This is a genomic window from Qipengyuania xiapuensis (genome assembly GCF_019711395.1).
Taxonomy (GTDB): Bacteria; Pseudomonadota; Alphaproteobacteria; order Sphingomonadales; family Sphingomonadaceae; genus Qipengyuania; species Qipengyuania xiapuensis.
The window spans coordinates 240,264-258,529 of the sequence record NZ_JAIGNL010000002.1 but is presented as its reverse complement, the minus strand read 5'-3'; the positions used below and the strand labels follow the sequence as shown (position 1 = coordinate 258,529).

At 63.4% G+C, this 18,266-nt stretch carries 13 protein-coding genes; 5 read left to right on the top strand and 8 right to left on the bottom strand.

The window, feature by feature from the left end; all coding sequences use genetic code 11:
* Positions 1 to 104: 104 nt before the first annotated feature.
* Entirely contained in the window at positions 105 to 740 is a 636-nt protein-coding gene (locus K3163_RS10565; protein WP_221427939.1) for a response regulator transcription factor, read from the top strand.
* A gap of 55 nt (positions 741 to 795) precedes the next feature.
* On the opposite strand, the gene K3163_RS10560 is transcribed toward K3163_RS10565, so the two are convergent.
* The 4 genes from K3163_RS10560 to putP all read right to left on the bottom strand — a co-directional run bounded on the left by K3163_RS10560 (position 796) and on the right by putP (position 5,228).
* On the bottom strand, positions 796 to 1,464 hold the full coding sequence (locus K3163_RS10560) for an extensin family protein (protein WP_221554186.1): 669 nt from the start codon (positions 1,462 to 1,464) through the stop codon (positions 796 to 798).
* Positions 1,465 to 1,531: 67 nt separating this feature from the next.
* Complete coding sequence (locus K3163_RS10555; RefSeq protein ID WP_221427941.1) at positions 1,532 to 1,903, bottom strand: VOC family protein; 372 nt, start codon at positions 1,901 to 1,903, stop codon at positions 1,532 to 1,534.
* A gap of 11 nt (positions 1,904 to 1,914) precedes the next feature.
* Complete coding sequence (gene ggt / locus K3163_RS10550; RefSeq protein ID WP_221554185.1) at positions 1,915 to 3,705, bottom strand: gamma-glutamyltransferase; 1,791 nt, start codon at positions 3,703 to 3,705, stop codon at positions 1,915 to 1,917.
* Between the two features lie 44 nt (positions 3,706 to 3,749).
* Entirely contained in the window at positions 3,750 to 5,228 is a 1,479-nt protein-coding gene (gene putP / locus K3163_RS10545) for a sodium/proline symporter PutP (protein WP_221554184.1), read from the bottom strand.
* Between the two features lie 102 nt (positions 5,229 to 5,330).
* Here putP and K3163_RS10540 point away from each other — a divergent pair, with 102 nt between their 5' ends.
* Both K3163_RS10540 and K3163_RS10535 read left to right on the top strand, forming a co-directional pair.
* Positions 5,331 to 5,879 carry a PAS domain-containing protein gene (locus K3163_RS10540; RefSeq protein ID WP_221427944.1) on the top strand — a complete coding sequence of 183 codons (549 nt, stop codon included), beginning with the start codon at positions 5,331 to 5,333 and terminating at the stop codon, positions 5,877 to 5,879.
* A 16-nt stretch (positions 5,880 to 5,895) separates the two neighbouring features.
* Positions 5,896 to 9,318, top strand: a complete 3,423-nt coding sequence (locus K3163_RS10535) for a CheR family methyltransferase (protein WP_221554183.1) — start codon at positions 5,896 to 5,898, stop codon at positions 9,316 to 9,318.
* On the opposite strand, the gene K3163_RS10530 is transcribed toward K3163_RS10535, so the two are convergent.
* On the bottom strand, positions 9,293 to 9,679 hold the full coding sequence (locus tag K3163_RS10530; protein ID WP_221427946.1) for a response regulator: 387 nt from the start codon (positions 9,677 to 9,679) through the stop codon (positions 9,293 to 9,295). The genes K3163_RS10535 and K3163_RS10530 overlap by 26 nt on opposite strands.
* 124 nt (positions 9,680 to 9,803) lie before the next feature.
* Positions 9,804 to 11,624, bottom strand: a complete 1,821-nt coding sequence (gene typA, locus K3163_RS10525; RefSeq protein WP_221427947.1) for a translational GTPase TypA — start codon at positions 11,622 to 11,624, stop codon at positions 9,804 to 9,806.
* Positions 11,625 to 11,894: 270 nt separating this feature from the next.
* Here typA and K3163_RS10520 point away from each other — a divergent pair, with 270 nt between their 5' ends.
* Positions 11,895 to 14,462: a TonB-dependent receptor gene (locus K3163_RS10520; RefSeq protein ID WP_221554182.1), complete on the top strand. Its 2,568-nt coding sequence runs from the start codon at positions 11,895 to 11,897 to the stop codon at positions 14,460 to 14,462.
* 134 nt (positions 14,463 to 14,596) lie between these two features.
* Positions 14,597 to 15,058, top strand: coding sequence for a DUF805 domain-containing protein (locus tag K3163_RS10515; protein WP_221554181.1), 462 nt, complete (start codon positions 14,597 to 14,599; stop codon positions 15,056 to 15,058).
* Here the strand turns inward: K3163_RS10515 and K3163_RS10510 are convergent.
* Both K3163_RS10510 and K3163_RS10505 read right to left on the bottom strand, forming a co-directional pair.
* Positions 15,055 to 17,562 carry an ABC transporter permease gene (locus K3163_RS10510; RefSeq protein ID WP_221554180.1) on the bottom strand — a complete coding sequence of 836 codons (2,508 nt, stop codon included), beginning with the start codon at positions 17,560 to 17,562 and terminating at the stop codon, positions 15,055 to 15,057. The genes K3163_RS10515 and K3163_RS10510 overlap by 4 nt on opposite strands.
* Positions 17,559 to 18,263 (bottom strand): ABC transporter ATP-binding protein, encoded by a 705-nt coding sequence (locus K3163_RS10505; RefSeq protein WP_221427951.1) that lies wholly within the window; start codon positions 18,261 to 18,263, stop codon positions 17,559 to 17,561. The genes K3163_RS10510 and K3163_RS10505 overlap by 4 nt, the downstream gene beginning before the upstream one ends.
* Positions 18,264 to 18,266: the final 3 nt, after the last annotated feature.

Sequence of the window (18,266 nt, the reverse complement as noted above, 5' to 3'; positions counted from 1 at the left end):
TCCTGCCATCTCCCCTAGGGGTTCCCGTAAGTTGCTGGGAATACAGTCGTATTGGTAGTGATACGTAATTGGTATTGCTGCTGATTGCGGACATGGTTCCGGCCATGCAACAGGCTCAGGTACTCCATATCGTCGATGGCTCATCCCGGTCCCGTGCGGAACAGGCGCGAAAGGGTTTCGAGCTAGGTCTCCATTGCGAAGTCTACTCCGATGCCGCCGAATTGCTCGCCGCACCGCCCCAGCGCGGGGTGGTGCTTGCGCGTGACGACGAGGGGGAGGGCAGCGCCCTCGAGGTTCTCGAAGAGCTTGCCCAACACGCAGCCTGGATCCCGCTCGTTGCCACCTCGATCGATCCGCGTCCCGGCAAGGTTGTCGAGGCGATCAAGCAGGGGGCGCTCGATTACCTGCGCTTGCCGCTGCGTGACGATCGACTCCTGACGATGGTGTCACGTATCAGCGAAGAGGCCGATGCTTATGTAAGAGCGCGCCGCAAGGTCGTCGAGGCGCGCAACCGCATCGCGACCCTTTCCCCGCGCGAGCGCGAAGTGCTCGACTGGCTCGCCGAAGGGCGCAGCAACAAGATGATCGCGCGCGAGCTGTCGATCAGTCCGCGTACGGTCGAAATCCACAGGGCGAACATGATGAACAAGCTGTGCGCCTCGCATGCAGCCGAAGCGGTGCGGCTGCGTATCGAAGCTCACCTGACCGAAGAACCGGCAATCATCCTCACGGCGAAGTAGGCTAGCCTCCAGGCCCGGAAGGTCGCACTTCCATCGTCGTGACGCCGCGCACCACCTACCTGCAGAACGACCCACTCCCGAGTTCAAGATGCAGGTGGTCGTGGTGCGCGGCGTTGTAATCCGGGCCGAGCACCGTTCCGAAGCGCTTGCAGGCGCTGCTATGGATCACGCGCAGGAACTCGCGCTCCTCTTTCGAGGCATTCCAGCCGTTCTTCACACTGATGCGGCGTCCGTCGGCCAGCACGAATGCGCCGACATCGACAGCCTCCGCGCGCGAGTGGGCCGACAACCTGCCGGTCCCAGCCACATTGCGGCAGGAGTAGCTGCCCATCGTCTCGATCCGCGCCAGCGGGCTGCCGAGAACCTGTCGTGCCGCCCGATCGACGCCGAAGCGCGCCCATGATGCAAACGTGTTTGCCAGAGGGCAGGCGACGCTCTTGAGATTGGTAACCTGCAGCTGGCCCATATCGCCGCCTACACGGCTGAGCTGGACCGAATTCACCGTCTTGCATCCGGCGCCGTAATAGCGGTCGGGCAGAGGCGAGAAGGTCGCACCGGTGGCGCCAAGGTCGGCGAGGCACTGCCGGGTTTCGGGCTTTTCCAAGGACGCCGTTACGGCCGTATTGTCGGCCGGTCGAGGCGCATTTGTCGCGCGTTCTGCCGGCTGGCCGACACAGGCAGCGAGCGCAAACGGGATGGCGAGGATCAGAAGTTTCCAGCGCATAGAGGGGATCATACCACTCGAAGCCTGAATTTATCCTGCCAGATCCGCTTGCGAACTGTGGGAAAGCCTATTCGGGTGCTTCGACCTGTTCCCACAGCTCGATCTTCACACCGTCGGGATCGAGCAACCAAGCGAATTTGCCATAGCCTTCGTCGACGCTGTCGAGCACGTCGACGCCCTTGTCCTTGAGCTGCGCTACGAAACCGTCGAGATCGTCGACCCGCAGGTTGATCATGAAGCCGCCCTTTCCGGGTTTGAGATACTCGTCGTCCTTGAAGTGGCTGATGAGCGAATAGGGCTTGTCACCGGTCTCCTCGCTCCAGTCGAGCTGCGGGCCGTATTCGCCGTCGATGCCGAGCGTGTCGCGGTACCAGGCGCGCGTCGCCGCGGGGTCCTTCACCACGTAGAATACGCCACCCAGTCCGGTGATCTTCGCCATATCGCTTCTCCTCAGTAGCCGCTCGCCTGCCCGTCCTTGCGCATCTCGGTTGCGCCGGTCAGCACACCCGTCTCGGGGTTGCGCGCGATCGCCTGGTAGCCGCCGAACATGATGCCGTTGTCGACGACCTCGACCTTGTGCCCCATCGCCTGCAGTTTCTCGATCGTTTCAGCCGGAATGCCCGGTTCGACATAGAGCGTGCCGAGCGGATCGGCTGCCGGGCCTTCCAGCGCCTCGGTCGGCTGGCGGCCGCCATCGTGATTGAAGCGCGCGGCATCGCCCGCTTCCTGCAGGTTCATTCCGTAGTCGACGATGTTCACGAGGACCTGCACGTGGCCCTGCGGCTGCATGCCGCCGCCCATCAGACCCAGCGTCATGAAGGGTTTTCCGTCCTTCTTCACGAAGGCGGGAATGATAGTGTGGAAGGGGCGCTTGCCCGGCTCGTAGGCATTGGGATGCGCGGGATCGAGGCTGAAGAGCTCGCCGCGATCCTGGAACATGAAACCGGCGCCCGGCGCGACGAGCCCGCCACCCATGCCGCGATAGTTCGACTGGATCAGGCTGACCATCATCCCGTCGCCATCGACCACGGTGAGGTAGGTCGTGTCACCGGGCCCTTCGAGCTTGGGTTCGCCGGGGCCGAATTCGGGCGCGGCGCGTGCCGGATCGATCAGCGCGAAGCGTTCGCGGCCATATTCCTCGCTCAGCAATTCTTCGGGGAAGGGCGCGAAGTCGGTATCGGCGTAGAAGCGCGCCACGTCGGCATAGGCGAGCCTTTTGGCCTCAACCATGTAGTGGAGTGCCTCGGCGCTTCCCCGCTCCCACTGCGACAGGTCGACGTTCTTGAGGATGTTGACCATCTGCAGCGCTGCGAAACCCTGTCCGTTGGGCGGCAGTTCGCACAACTCGTAGCCATCCTTGTATTCGGCACAGGCCGGTTCGACCCAGTCGCTGGAATGGTCGGCGAAGTCTTCGCGGGTGAAGGCGCTGCCCTGCTCCTGCAGGTAGTCGACCATGACCTCGGTCAGCGCGCCGTCATAGAAGGCATCGCGACCGCCAGTGCCGATCGCCTCGAGGGTGTTGGCGAGATCGGGATTGCGGAACATCTCGCCTGCTTCCGGCGCGCTACCGTCGGCGAACCAGACCTTGCGGGCATTGTCGAATTCGAAGGGGTAGGCCTCCTGCCGCGCGGTGTAGGCGCGCAGGCTACGCTCGAGATACATTCCGATGACCGGTGCGATCGGGTGGCCTTCACGGGCATAGCGCACGGTGGGGGCAAGGTTGTCAGCCATCGGAAGCTTGCCGAACTTCCCGTGCATGGTGAACCATGCATCGACCGTGCCCGGTATGGTGATAGGCAGCGGGCCGACGGGGGGCAGGCTGTCCGCGCCGTCCAGCTTCTCCAGCAACTGCTCGAGCGTCTGGCCCTTGGGCGAACGGCCCGAACCGTTGATGCCGTAAAGCCTGTCGGTCTTCGGATCGTAGATTATCGCGTAAAGATCGCCGCCGATGCCGTTGCCGGTCGGCTCCATCAGACCGAGCGCGGCGTTTGCGGCGATGGCAGCATCGACCGCACTGCCGCCGGCCTTGAGGATATCGAGTGCGATCTGGCTGGCCAGCGGATGTGCCGTTGCAGCCATACCGTTCTGCGCGATGACCGGGCTGCGGGACCAGTTGGCCCCGACCGGGCGGCCGCCTGCACCGATCTGCTGCTCGACCGTGGGCGTCTCGGTGTCTTCCTGCGCCGCCGAAGGTGTCGCAGCCAGTGCCAGTGCCGCTACGCCTGCCAGTATCGCTCGCATTCTCGTCTCCTCTCGCGTTGGAGGAGCGGTGTGCAGCTTCGGCGTCAGGCTGGCAAGGGTTCCGAAGCTTTCGCGGTCGCCTTGCTGACCAGCCAGATGGCCAGCCAGCTGACGATGAAGCCGGGGACGATCTCGTAGAGTCCGCCGTCAAGTCCGGGCATCTGGCTGTTCCAGCCCAGTGCAATCCATGCAGCGACAGTTCCCGCGCCCGCAATGAGGCCGGCGACCGCGCCCGCGCCGGTCATCCTGTCCCACGTCAGCGAGAGGATGATCAGCGGACCAAATGCTGCGCCAAAACCAGCCCATGCATTGGAGACTAGGCCGAGCACCTGGCTTTCCGGATCGCTGGCGATCGCGATGGCCGCCAGCGCCACCAGCGCGACGCAGATACGGCCCACGTTCACGCTTTCACGCTCGCTCGCCTGCTTGCGGAAGAAGAGCTTGTAAAAGTCCTCGGTCAGCGAGGAGGACGCGACGAGCAGCTGCGAGGAGATGGTCGACATGATCGCCGCCAGCAGCGCTGCCAGCAGGAAGCCGGTGATGACCGGATGGAACAGCAGGTTCGCGAGCACGATGAAGATCGTCTCCGGGTCCTCGACCACGAGGCCGTTGCGCTCGACATAGGCGCGGCCCGCGATGCCGATACCGATCGAACCGAGAAGGGCGACGCCCATCCAGCTCATGCCGATATTGCGCGCGGTCTTGACCTTCTCGACCGTATCGATGGCCATGAAGCGCACGATGATGTGCGGCTGGCCGAAATAACCGAGACCCCATGAAATCGTGCTGATGAAGGCGAGGAGCGTCAGCCCCTCGGTAAGGCTGAGGAAGCCGGGCACGTCGACCTCGGTCAGCGAACCGCCGGCTTCGCCGCCGCTGCCGAACATCACGACCAGCGGCATGACCACGAGGGCCAGGACCATGATCAGGCCCTGCACGAAGTCGGTGAGGCTCACCGCGAGGAAGCCGCCGATCATGGTGTAGGCGAGCACGACCAGCGCGGTGATCCAGATGCCCAGCATGTAGTCGCTCATGGCGACGCCCGGCAGGATGCCCGCAAAGCTCGTCTCGAACAGCTTGCCGCCGCCGACGAGGCCCGCCGCAGTGTAGACCGCGAAAAACACGACGATGATCAGCGCGGAGACGACCCGCAGCGCGACTGCCTTGTCGGGAAAGCGATTTGCAAGGAATTCGGGAATTGTCAGCGCATTGCCGCGTTCCTCGGTCTGCTTGCGCAGGCGCGGGGCGACCACGAACCAGTTCACGAAGGCACCGATGAACAGGCCGATCCCGATCCAGGCCTCGACGAGACCGGCAGCGTAGAGCGCGCCGGGCAGGCCGAGGAGCAGCCAGCCGCTCATGTCGGAAGCGCCTGCCGACAGTGCCGCGACTGCCGGTGGCAGGTTACGGCCGGCGAGGAGATAGCCCTCGCTCGTGTCGGTCGACCGCTTCCAGGCCCAGAGGCCGATGGCGATCATGGCGATGAAATAGAAGGCGAGTGAAAATAGCGTTCCGGTTTGCATGGCGGGGCTGGTAACAAATGAAACCAGCCTTGGCCACCGGTGTGACCCCGGCGAGTGTCCCAGCCTCTTTTCAACGCCTTCGCCTGGGTTTACGCCTAGCCCATGGGGAAAGCAGCTTTCGACGACACCGCCAATTTGCCCGAAGGCCTTGTGGGGCTGATTGGGAAGAGCGAGGTCTCGCTCACCATCGCCGACTATACCCGGCCCGACTGCCCTCTGGTCGCGGCCAACCAGAAGTTCTTCGACCTTTGCGGCTATGACGAGGCTGAGGTGATCGGAAAGAATTGCCGCTTTCTGCAGCCCGAGGGCGGGGCAGGACCTGTGCGCAAGCGGATGCGCGAATATCTGGACGATCCCCGCGCGACCGATGCGAAGTTCGTCGTTCCGAACGTGACGAAACAGGGCGAGCCCTTCCTCAACGTCATCTACATGTCCAAGTTGACGCGAAACGACCGTACCGAACTGATCCTCGGGTCGCAGTTCAGGATGGGAAATGCCATGAAGGAAATGGCCGCGCTTTACGACCGTGCGCTGAGTGAGGACCTGCGGCAGCTCAACCTGTTGACAAACGAGAGCAATTGGGTTGTCCTTGGCAGCTTCGAGGCGCTCGCCTCGAGCCATTCGATCATAGCGCAATCGAAGTTCGAATAGGGGTTCCGGGGGACTAATGTCGGGTCAGGATTTTCCCATCGTCGGGATTGGGGCTTCGGCCGGTGGGCTGGAGGCGCTGCGTGCGCTCTTCAGCGGCACGAAAGAGCAGACAGGGATGGCCTTCGTGGTCGTCCAGCACCTCGATCCGACGCATGAATCGCTGATGGCGCAGCTGATCGAGCGCTACACCGAAATGGCGGTTTCCCAAGCGGTCGGCGGCGAGAAGGTCGAGCAGGATCATATCTATGTTATCCCGCCCGGCCACGGCCTCGCGATGAGCGATGGCGTGCTCGAGCTTACGGAATTCAAGGACCCGCGCGGGATGCGCCGCCCGATCGACGATTTCTTCGAGAGCCTTGCCCGCGACCAGAAGGCAAACGCTGCCTGCGTGATCCTCTCCGGCACGGGCGGCGACGGAAGCCGAGGTCTCCGCGCGATCAAGGAGCATGGCGGGCTGTGTATTGCGCAGGAGCCAACCAGTGCGAGCTATGACGGTATGCCTTCGTCCGCGATTGCGACTGGGCTCGTCGATATCGTTGCAGCACCGCGTGAAATCGTGGGAGCGCTCCACAACTTCTTCGACCGGTCGAGCAACAGCGAGGGCTTCGTCGACGAGGCCAAGACGGTCACCGACAATATCGACGAGCTTTGCGACATCCTGCGCGAGGCGGTCGGGCACGATTTCTCTCGCTACAAGCGTTCTACGCTTACTCGCCGGATCGCCCGGCGCATGCAGTTGCTCCGGCTCGACGATGCCAAGGACTATCTGCAGAAGCTGCGCGACGATGAGGAGGAATGCACAGCCCTATTCCGCGACCTGCTGATCAACGTGACGCGGTTCTTCCGGGATAGCGAGCAATTCGAAACGCTGCGCGAGCAAGTCATCGAACCACTCGTCGAAAAGGCCAATGATGACGAGGAGTTGCGCGTCTGGGTTCCTGGCTGCTCCAGCGGCGAGGAAGCGTTTTCGATCGCGATGTTGTTCGCCGAGGCAGCGCGCAAGCAGAACAAGCGCCCATACGTGCAGATATTTGCGACCGATATCGACGAGGGCATGCTCGATATCGCGAGGGGTGGCGCCTACCCGCTGTCGGCGCTGGAGGACATTCCCCAGGACCTCCGGGATCGTTACGTCATCGGCGGAAGCGACAAGTTCCACGTCTCGGCAAACATTCGCGACATGGTCCGGTTCAGCGTTCACAATGTCATGCGCGATCCGCCATTCTCGAAGATCGATCTGGTATCCTGCCGCAACCTCCTGATTTATTTTAACGAATCTCTTCAGAAGCAGGTCATTCCGCTGTTTCACTTCTCGCTTGTCGAGAAGGGGCGCCTGTTCCTCGGCTCTTCCGAATCCATCGGTCGCTACGAAGACCTCTTCGAGATCGTCGATCAGAATTCGCGCATCTACCGCCGCAAGAATGCCCGCGGGAAATATTCCCTCCAGTTCGGCATCGGAGACCGCTTTGCCAGCCCGCGCAGGCGGCCCATGCTCGATTCCACGGCTTCGCGCGCACGGGTGGACGGCAAGGAGATTTCGGCGCTCAAGACGATTGCCGAACGCTATGCCCCGGTCAGCCTGCTGGTCGACCGGGAGGGCCAGTTGCTGGAAAGGTGGGGTGCGGCCGGTCGTTATCTCGATTTCCCCGACCGCCTGGAGCGACAGGTGCTCGTTACCTCGCTTGCACGGCCCGGTCTTCGCGAGCTTGTCGGCCCGCTGATCCGGCAGGTGGCTACTTCCAGTCGGCGCGCAGGGGTCAAGGGCGTCGAAATCCGGACCGACTTCGGGGTCATAGAGGCGCGCATCTCTTGCGAGCGGATCGAGGATAGCGCTTTCCTCTTCGTGATCGAGGAAACCGGGGCCCTACGCGCATTCGACGAGGACGAGTTCGACGAATTCGACATGGAGCATGGCCAGCAGCAGTTCCTCGAGGAAGAACTGCAGGCAACGCGCCACCGGCTTCGTTCTACGGTCGAGGAGCTCGAGACGACCAATGAGGAACTGAAGAGCTCCAACGAAGAAATGATGTCGATGAACGAGGAGCTCCAGTCCACCAACGAGGAGCTGACCACGGTCAACGACGAGCTAAAAAACAAGGTCGACCAGCTCACTGTCGCCAATTCCGACCTGAAGAACTTCTTCGACAGTACCCAGCTTGCCGTCGTTGTGGTCGATCATGACCAGCAATTGCGCAGTTTCACCGAGGCTGCTGCCGAGCTCTTCCCGATCGAGCGAAAGCACATTGGCTATCCGCTCGAGGACCTGCCGCACAATTTCACCACGCGCGATCACATCAGCCTCGCACGCCAGGCCGCAGCCAAGGGCGAAATGCAGGAAACGCGGATGAATGCTGAAAACGGGAAGGGCGAATATTTTCTTCGCGCCATTCCCTATCGCACGCTCGACGGCGAGATCGACGGGGCCACGCTCATCTTCACCGATGTGACTGACGCACTATCGCTCGAACGCGACCTTCGCGAAGAACGCGAGCGCCTGCGCCTCGCCCTGCAGGTCGCAAGGATCGGCATCTGGGAATACGAACCGTCAACCGACAAGACCGTGCTTGACGAGACCGAACGTCAGCTTCTTGGCATCAAGGAAAGCGATGCTGGCGACACCATGCAGCCGATCCTTGATGCACTGCCCGAAGCAGACCGCGACCGCGTCAACCAGTCCCTACGCCAGGCGATGGACGGCACGCGGAACTTCGACGAGCGCTTCCGCATACCGCTCGAAAATGGCGAGTACCGCTGGCTTCACGGCTTGGGCAAGCGCATCGCCTATGGCGACAATGACAACAAGTTCATCGGTGTGACGATCGACATCACTGCCGAACGCTCGCTGCTCGAGCAGCGTGAGCTGATGATCCGTGAGATGAACCACCGGGTGAAGAACCTGTTCTCGGTGATCAGCGCCATGGTCTCGATCGCCGCGCGCGAGGCTGACGAGGTCGACGAGTTCGCCGAGGAACTGCGCGACCGGATACATGCGCTCGGCCGTTCCCATTCGCTGACGAACGATTCCGCGATCGGAGGTGCCGGCGCTGTGCAGCTGCGCAGCCTGATCGAGACAGTCGTCAATCCGAGCCGTGCCGAACAGGCGATAGAGCTGGAAGGCGAAGACGTGGAAGTGCCGAACAGTCAGATCACGTCGATCGCGCTTATCCTTCACGAATGGGCCACGAACGCTGCGAAATACGGTGCATTGTCGGTCAAGGACGGAAGTCTGGAGGTCGACTGGACGGTCGACGACGGCAAGCTGACGCTCGACTGGCGCGAACAGGGCCAGCAGGCCGAACTTGATGACGCGAAGGCGGGTTTCGGCACGCGCCTGATGCAGACCGCAGCGCGGCAGCTCAAGGGAGAGATCGAGGGATCGCCCGAAGGCGAAGGCTATTCACGCAAGCTGAGCTTCAGGCTCGACTGGCCGCAACTCTAGGCGCAGTTTCGCCTTTCCGGACGACAGCGCCCAGCTTCGCTTCGATTTGCTCGGCCGATGCGGGCTTGTCGATGAAGCCGCAGTGCTTGAACTCGTTCTCAAGCTCGGGGTGGGCCTTGTTCGCGCTGACGAAGATGATCGGGCAATCGCGCTGGTCGAGGACGCGTGCGAGCGGCCAGACCATGGTGCCACCGACATCGATGTCGAGAAGGGCTGCATCTGGGCAATCGTCACCCAGGCATTCGAGCGCGTCGGGCACGCTGATGCAGTCGCAGAAAACCTCGTAACCGAGATCCTCGACTGTCATTGTCATGTCGAACAGGACGAGAGCCTCGTCGTCGACAATCATGATGCGTTGCATTCCCTGCCTCCTGTCCGCCTAACCAGCCAAACAGGATCGGGTTCCCGACGAGTTAGCGTTCTCATCCGGGACGGTGCAGGTTTTCCGCACCCGGGGCGAACCCCGAGCGTGGATTTGGTGTCGATCAGGCCTGTGCGGCGCGCTTGGCGCGCTTGCGCTCGTGCGGGTCGAGGATGGCCTTGCGCAGGCGGATATTCTCCGGCGTCACTTCGACCATCTCGTCGTCGTCGATGTAGGCGATGGCCTGTTCCAGCGTCATCACGCGCGGCGGAGTGAGGCGGATGGCGTCGTCCTTGCCGGTCGAACGGAAGTTCGTCAGCTGCTTCGACTTCATCGGGTTCACTTCGAGATCGTCGGGCTTGGCGTTCTCGCCGATCACCATGCCTTCGTAGATTTTCGCGCCGCCGCCGATGAACAGTTCGCCGCGCTCTTCGAGAGCGTTGAGCGCGTAGGGAACGGCTTCACCCGGGACCATCGAGATGAGAACGCCGTTCTGGCGGCCTTCGATCGGTCCGCGATAGGTGTCGTACTTCTCGAACAGGCGGTTCATGATGCCCGTACCGCGCGTGTCGGAGAGGAATTCGCCGTGGTAGCCGATGAGGCCGCGCGAAGGGGCCGAGAAGGTGATGCGGGTCTTGCCCTGGCCCGAAGGACGCATTTCGGTGAGCTCGGCCTTGCGGCGCTGCATCTTCTCGACGACCGTGCCCGAGTGCTCGTCATCGACGTCGATGACGACCGTCTCGAACGGCTCCATGCGCTGGCCGTTTTCTTCACGGAACAGCACGCGCGGACGCGAAATACCGAGTTCGAAGCCTTCGCGGCGCATCGTTTCGATGAGAACGCCGAGCTGGAGTTCGCCGCGACCTGCGACTTCGAAGCTGTCCTTGTCGTCGCTCTCGGTGATGCGGATTGCGACGTTGGTTTCTGCCTCGCGGTAGAGGCGGTCGCGGATCATGCGGCTGGTGACCTTGCTGCCTTCGCGGCCCGCGAGCGGGCTGTCGTTGACGGCAAAGCGCATCGCGAGGGTCGGCGGATCGATCGGCTGCGCTTCGATCGGCGTCTTCACGCTCGGATCGGCGATGGTGTTCGCAACAGTGGCCTTTTCGAGGCCGGCAAGCGCGATGATGTCACCTGCAGCTGCGCTTTCGACCGGTACGCGATCGAGGCCGTCGAACGAGAGCAGCTTGGTCGCGCGGCCGACTTCGAGGACATTGCCCTGCGCGTCGAGCGCGTGGATCGGGTCGTTGAGGTTGATCGTGCCCGACTGGACACGGCCGGTCAGGACGCGGCCCATGAAGTTGTCGCGGTCGAGCAGGGTGGCGAGGAAGCTGAAGGGTGCTTCGGTATCGAGACCCGGCGCGGGGACATGGTCGACAATGAGCTTGAACAGCGGTTCCAGATCGCCCGAACGCGCGGTTTCGTCTTCGCTGGCATAGCCGTCGCGGCCCGAGGCCCACAGGCTGGGGAAGTCGAGCTGGTCGTCGTTCGCATCGAGCGATGCGAAGAGGTCGAACACTTCGTCGAGCACTTCCTGCGGACGCGCGTCGCTACGGTCGATCTTGTTGACGACCACGATCGGACGCAGGCCGAGGCCGAGCGCCTTGCCGGTGACGAACTTGGTCTGCGGCATCGGGCCTTCGGCGCTGTCGACGAGCAGGATCACGCCGTCGACCATGCTCAGGATACGCTCCACCTCGGCGCCGAAGTCGGCGTGACCCGGAGTGTCGACGATATTGATGCGCGTGCCGTTCCATTCGACGCTGGTGCACTTCGCGAGAATCGTGATCCCGCGTTCTTTTTCCAGGTCGTTCGAGTCCATCGCGCGCTCTTCGACACGCTGGTTTTCACGGAAAGTGCCCGACTGGCGGAAGAGCTGGTCGACGAGCGTGGTCTTGCCGTGGTCGACGTGGGCGATGATCGCCACGTTGCGAAGGTCGCGGGACATAATTTGTGCTTTCAATAGGATGCCGTAGCGGCGGGCCGTCTCGGCCCTGCCATATCGTGCGCGCCCCTAGCCGATATGGTGCACTGCGGCAAGTGCGCCTGCGCAGCAGGTTGGGGTGTGACTCGAAAGGCACACTAATAAGTGTCTTGCATAGGTATGCCGCTTCACCCTTGTTGCGGCGCGTCGACACGAATAATTCCTTGCCACTGCGTGATTTTGGGGACTGCGCAGCAGTTCAAAACGCAAGTTTCTGTGAGAGGAAGCCTTTACATGAATTTCAAGAATACGACCCTCCGGGCCGCATTGCTGGCCGGTGCAACCGCTATCGCCCTTCCGAGCGTAGCCCATGCGCAGGACCAGGAGATCGCTGATCCCGACGCCGACCAGATGCCGCTCGAAACCGAAGAGCAGGACACCGGCAATATCATCGTCGTGACCGCGACCAAGCGCGAACAGACGCTGCAGGAAACCCCGATTTCGGTCTCCGTGACGAGCGGTGAGACCCTCGAGCAGGCACAGATCCGCGACGTTCTCGACCTCCAGACGGTCACCCCCTCGCTGCGCGTCAGCCAGCTGCAGAACTCGTCGTCCTCGACCTTCATCATTCGCGGCTTCGGTAACGGCGACAACAACTTCGGCATCGAGCCTTCGGTCGGCGTCTTCATCGACGGCGTGTTCCGCTCGCGCTCTGCCTCGGCACTGTCCGACCTTCCCAACGTGCAGCGCATCGAAGTCCTGAACGGCCCGCAATCGACGCTGTTCGGCAAGAACGCTTCGGCCGGTGTCATCTCGGTCGTCACCCGTCCGCCGCAGTTCGAATTCGGCGGCTCGGCCGAAGTCAGCTACGGCAATTACAACGCTCTCGTCGTCAAGGGCGACGTGACCGGTCCGATCAGCGATTCCATCGCGTTCTCGATCGACGGCAGCTACAACACGCGCGACGGCTACGGCACGATCGTCAATCTCGACGAGGAAGTTTCGGAACGTAACCGCTGGGCGGCACGCGGCCAGCTCCTGATCGAGCCGACTTCGGACATCAGCATCCGCCTGATCGGCGACTACTCGAAGATCGACGAAGCATGCTGCGTTGTCAGCACGCTCGTCGCCGGCCCCACGGCACCTGCCGTGTTCGGCGTGGGCGGCGCGCTCAACACCGACTTCTTCAGCTACGACATCTTCCTCAACAAGATCCCCGAAAACGAAGTCGACAACTACGGCGTCTCGGGTCAGCTCGACTGGGCGTTCGGTGACCTGTCGCTGACCTCGATCACTTCGTATCGCGAACTGAAGAACTTCGTCGATCAGGACGTCGACTTCACCAGCGCCGACATCGTGAACGAAATCCGCGACCAGAGGGTCGATACCTTCACGCAGGAACTGCGGATCAGCTCCGACTTCGACGGACCGGTCAATTTCCTGCTGGGCGGCTACTACTTCGACGAATCGATCACGCAGGACAGCCAGCTGAACACCGGTTCGCAGGCGCGTCCCTTCTTCTCGCTGCTGGCGGGCGATCCGATGGTCTTCAACGGCGTCGAAGCTGCTCTTGGCCTGCCGCAGAACAGCATCTTCTCGGAAGGCCTGCTCACCACCGAAAACTTCGCCATGGACAACACGTCCTGGTCGATCTTCGGTACGGTCGACTTCGAGCCGATCGATGGCCTGACCCTGACCGGCGGCTTCAACTACACCGACGACAAGAAGGACTTCGCTCTTTCGGCGCAGGCCTATGACGAACTGGCGAACATCAACCTCGTCGATGCTTTCATCGCCGGTGCCATCGGTTCGACCGATCCGGCAGTGATCGGTGCCTTCGCAGCGGCCAACCCGGTCCTGTTCGGCCAGATCGCGGGTGCCGCAACAAACCCGGCAACCAACCCGCTGCTGGCGCTTCGTCCGTTCCAGTTCCAGCCGCCCTTCCTCGCAGTCCCGAACGCCGTGGAAGACGGCAAGACGCGTGACGACGAGTTCACCTGGCTGGCCCGCGCTTCGGTCGAGATCACGCCCGAAGTGAACGGCTATCTCAGCTACGCCACGGGCTTCAAGGCGAGCTCGGTCAACCTCTCGCGTGACAGCCGTCCGCTGTTCGGTGACTACATCCCGGGGCCGCTCAACTCGACGATCCTGGCTCCGTCCTCGCCGATCCTCAACGGTGGCCTGGCGGTTCCGAACCTGACCACCGGCTCACGTTTCGCCGGCCCGGAAAATGCCGAGGTCTATGAAATCGGCCTGAAGGGTCAGTGGGACGGCTTCGGCTTCAACCTCGCGGTGTTCGACCAGACCATCGAAGGCTTCCAGGCATTCCTGTTCACCGGCACGGGCTTCCAGCTCAACAACGCCGGCGAGCAGTCGGTTCGTGGTTTCGAGCTCGACACCACGATCCAGCCGACCGACGGCCTCGTCTTCACCTTCGCGACGACCCACCTCGATCCGGTGTTCGACAGCTTCACCGACAGCCCGACGGGCGACCTCACGGGCCTGCGTCCGGGCGGCATCCCGTCCTGGGCGATCTCGACCAGCGCGACCTACACGCACGAGTGGTTCAACGGCACCCGCCTGATCTCCCGCGTGGACTACAGCCACGAGTCGAACGAGCTGATCAACACCAACGGCCTGCCGACCGCAGGTCCGAACAACTTCAAGCGTGAAGTGAACCTGGTGAACGGCTCGATGACGCTGGCCCTCAACAATGGCCTCGAAGTCGGCGTGTGGGGCCGCAACCTGCTCGACGATGAGTACATCCTGACCATCTTCGACGGTGTTGCGCAGGCTGGTACGATCTCGGGTTACCCGAGCGCACCGCGCACCTACGGCGGCGTTGTCCGTTTCAAGTTCTGATCGCGAAAGCGGACAGATATGAATTTGGGGAAGGGGGCTTTCGGGCCCCCTTTTTCATGTGCGACTTCGCGCTACAAGCGTGACGGGCAGGAGGGGTTGCCATGACCAATTGGTTGATAGTGCCGATCAGGCGAATGACGGACTTCAAGGGACGTTCGCGGCGCCGCGAGTTCTGGATATTCTCGCTTGCGCTCTTCGCTTTGTGGATCGCCCTTTTCGCGCTGGCCGACACGCTGTTTCCCATGGCCGAACAGCAGGCTGGCGAGGCGCTGGTCGAAGACGCCCCGCCGCTCAGCGAAGACGCCAACAGCTTCCTCATGTGGGTCGGCCTGCCGCTGTTCCTGTTCTTCGGCTGGGTCCACCTCGCACTGTCGATCCGCCGCCTGCACGACACGGGCCGTTCGGGCTGGTGGTACCTGGTCGTGCTGATCCCCTGGATCGGGACGATCGTCGGGCTGATCTGGCTCTTGCAGGACGGTCAGCCGTTCGAGACGATCTATGGCGAAGATCCCAAGGGGCGCGAGCCGCCACCACCGCGGCGCGACCCTGAATTCGACTATATCCCGCCCCCGGCCGCGCCGGTGCGCAGGGACTAGAGCGCCCGGAGCGCCTGTGCCGGCTTGGCGCGAAGCAGCGGCAGCGAGCCGCCGATCGCGAACAGGAGGACGATGGCAAGCCCGAAGCCGAGCACGGCGAAGACTTCCATCCAGTCGGGCAGCCAGTCGAATTCGAACAGCTGGGTCACGACGAGCCATGCGGTAAGGCTGCCGAGGCCGAGCGCCACGAGCGCCAGTGCACCCGCCAGCACGACATACTCGACCAGCTGCATTTTGAGCACCTGCCCGCGATCCGCGCCGAGGACGCGCAGCACCACCGTGTCGTATGTCCGCGAGGCCCGCGCAGCCGCAATTGCGCCAAGCAGCACGGCAAGTCCGGCGAGGACGGCAACGCTGGCCGCTGCGAGCGTTGCGAGGCCCACCTGCTCGAGGATCGTGCGTGCCTGCTGGAGGACACCACCCACTTCGATGACCGAGGTCGACGGGAACTCGCGAACCAGCGACTGGAGAAGCGGGCCGGTCGGCGTTCCCTCTGCCAGTTCGACCGTTGCGGCAAGGTTGTGCGGAGTGTCGCGCAGGGCATTGGGGCTGAGTACGAAGACATAGTTGAAGCCCATGCTCTCCCAATCGATCCGCCGCGTGCTGGCGATCCGGGTCTCGATTTCCGCGCCAAGCACGCCGAAGACCAGCTTGTCGCCGACTTCGAGCCCCGCCGCTTCCGCAAAATCGTCTTCGATGCTGACGAGGTATTCGCCCTCGTACATCGGGCCCCACCACTCGCCGTCGACGATCTCGTCGCCATCGGGGAGCGTGTCGCCATAGGTCAGGCCGCGCTCGCCGCGCAGCGCCCATGCGCCGTCGGGGATTTCCTCGAGGCTGGAAGTGCGGGTCATGTCGCCCTCGCTGCCGAATGCGAGCACGGAGCCACGCAGCGCGGCAACGGCTGTTACCCGCGCGTCTTCATCCGTCTGTGTCACGAGGTCGCGGAAATCGCCTTCGCGTTCGCGCGGGATGTCGAGCACGAAATAGTCGGGCGCCTGTTCGGGCACGCGCTTCTCGATATTGCCATCGATCGAGCTCTGGATCGCGGCGAGGAGCACGAAGGCGGCGAGGCCGAAGCCAAGGGCAGTCACCAGTGCGCCGGTGCTGGAGCCCGGCCGGTGGATATTGGCGATGGCGGCGCGCGCGATCGGGCTGCCGGTGCGGGGCAAGGCGGCGGCGCCCTTGCGGATCGCCCAGCCGAGCAGTGCGAGGAGGCCGAGGACAACTGCGGCCCCGGCAAGGAAGCCTCCGGCGAGCAACGGGCGGCTCGAGGTGAAGAGGGCAAGGCCGACGATGGCCGCGAGGCCGAGGATCACGACGACGATCGCCGACTTGTCGCGCACGAGCGGCGCCACACGGGCGCGCATCAGCGCCATGGCCGGGAAATGCCGCGCGCGCATCAACGGCGGCGCGGCGAAGATCAGCGCTACAAGCAGGCCATAAGTGGCGGCCAGCAGTAGCGCGCCCGGATCGATCACGAAGCCGGCATTGACGGGCAGGAGCCCATCCAGCGCCTGCGCGAGGATTGGCACGACCGCCACGCCGACAGCAAGGCCGGCAAGGCTGCCGACAGCGGCGGCTGCGAAGATCTGGAGCGCATAGATGCGCGCTATATCGCTGCTCCCGGCGCCCAATACCTTGAGTGTTGCGACCGACTGGCGGCGGGCATCGAGGTAGGACGAAACACCGCCCCCGATGCCGATCCCCGCGATCACAAGAGCAGCGAGGCCGACCAGGGTCAGGAATTCGCTCATCCGTTCCACGAACCTGTCAGTACCCGGTGCGGCTCGTTCTGCCGTATCGATGTCGAAGCCCGATTCGGGGAAGCGCGCCTCGAGGTCTTCCTCGATCTGTTCGAGATTGCCCGGGCTGGAGAGCGCGACGCGGGTCTTGCTCTGGTACATGGCGCCGGGCGCGAGAAGTCCGGCCCTTTGTGGCAGGTCTTCGGAGACGATGATCGTCGGACCAAGCTGGAAACCTTCGCCGAGGCGGTCCGGTTCGTCCTCGATGATGCCCGCAACCGTCAGCGTTTCGGTACCGATCGCAATGGTGTCTCCGGGAGCAACGCCGAGCCTGTCGGCCGCACCGGGTGCGATATAGGCCTCGTTGCCCGAGGGGGCGTCGGCCTCGCGTCCGCCGTCGAGCAGCAGCGTGCCGTAAAGCGGATAGGCGCCGTCGACCGCCTTCAGTTCGATCGGTGCGGCGATATCGTCCTTGCGCGCCATCGCTTGCATGCGCGTGCCTTCGGACACGGTGCCAAGCTCTTCGAGCGCGCCCAGCTCCTCTTCGTTGAGTGAGCGTTGCCACAGCTCGACCTGCACGTCGCCGCCGAGGAAGGCCTGTCCGTTCGCCGCGAGTTCGCGCTCGATCGCCGCGGTCAGAGAGCCGATGGCAGCAAGCGCTGCCGTCCCGAGGAAGATGCACACCAGCAGGAGCCGCAGCCCCTTGAAGCGGGCATTGAGATCGCGGCGCGCGATCCTCCAGGCGGTGGCCCAGCTCATGCCGCGCGCGACTTGTCTGCGGTGTCGCTCGCGATCCTGCCGTCGCCGAGCGTCAGAACGCGTTCGCAATGGTCTGCGAGCTCGGGATCATGGGTGATGACCAGCAAGGTGGCGCCGGTTTCCTCGCGGCGGCTGAACAGCAGCTCGACGATTTCATGGCCGGTCGCCGCATCGAGATTGCCGGTGGGCTCGTCGGCGAAAATCAGGTCGGGGCGCGGTGCGATGGCGCGCGCGATGGCCACGCGCTGTTGTTCGCCGCCCGAAAGCTGCTGAGGATAGTGATCGAGACGGTGGCCGAGGCCGACAGCCTCGAGCTCTGCCTTCGCGCGTTCCTGTGCATCGCTTTCGCCGGCCAGCTCCATCGGGGTCGCGACATTCTCGAGCGCGGTCATGGTCGGTAGGAGATGGAAGGCCTGCAGCACGATGCCGATCCTTCCGCGGCGCGCGCGGGCAAGGGCATCTTCGTCCATCGTCCCGAAATCCTCGCCCGCCACGTTGAGCGTGCCCGAGGTTGCCCGTTCAAGGCCGGAGAGCACCGCCATGAGCGAGCTCTTGCCGGAACCGGAGGGTCCGAGCAGCGCCACGGTCTCCCCCTTGCCGATGGTGAGGTCGAGGCCTTTCAGGATTTCCACCGGTGCTTCGGTGGATCCCAGGGTTAGGCGCAGGTCGCGTGCGCAAATCGCATCTTGAGAAGTATTCACGCG

Bases quoted from the DNA above. Each gene is read 5' to 3' on its own strand.
- K3163_RS10540 (WP_221427944.1), top strand. From the start codon at position 5,331: ATGGGGAAAGCAGCTTTCGACGACACCGCCAATTTGCCCGAAGGCCTT.
- K3163_RS10565 (WP_221427939.1), top strand. From the start codon at position 105: ATGCAACAGGCTCAGGTACTCCATATCGTCGATGGCTCATCCCGGTCC.
- K3163_RS10520 (WP_221554182.1), top strand. From the start codon at position 11,895: ATGAATTTCAAGAATACGACCCTCCGGGCCGCATTGCTGGCCGGTGCA.
- K3163_RS10535 (WP_221554183.1), top strand. From the start codon at position 5,896: ATGTCGGGTCAGGATTTTCCCATCGTCGGGATTGGGGCTTCGGCCGGT.
- typA (WP_221427947.1), bottom strand. From the start codon at position 11,624: ATGTCCCGCGACCTTCGCAACGTGGCGATCATCGCCCACGTCGACCAC.
- K3163_RS10555 (WP_221427941.1), bottom strand. From the start codon at position 1,903: ATGGCGAAGATCACCGGACTGGGTGGCGTATTCTACGTGGTGAAGGAC.
- putP (WP_221554184.1), bottom strand. From the start codon at position 5,228: ATGCAAACCGGAACGCTATTTTCACTCGCCTTCTATTTCATCGCCATG.
- K3163_RS10530 (WP_221427946.1), bottom strand. From the start codon at position 9,679: ATGCAACGCATCATGATTGTCGACGACGAGGCTCTCGTCCTGTTCGAC.
- ggt (WP_221554185.1), bottom strand. From the start codon at position 3,705: ATGCGAGCGATACTGGCAGGCGTAGCGGCACTGGCACTGGCTGCGACA.
- K3163_RS10560 (WP_221554186.1), bottom strand. From the start codon at position 1,464: ATGCGCTGGAAACTTCTGATCCTCGCCATCCCGTTTGCGCTCGCTGCC.
- K3163_RS10515 (WP_221554181.1), top strand. From the start codon at position 14,597: ATGACGGACTTCAAGGGACGTTCGCGGCGCCGCGAGTTCTGGATATTC.
- K3163_RS10510 (WP_221554180.1), bottom strand. From the start codon at position 17,562: ATGAGCTGGGCCACCGCCTGGAGGATCGCGCGCCGCGATCTCAATGCC.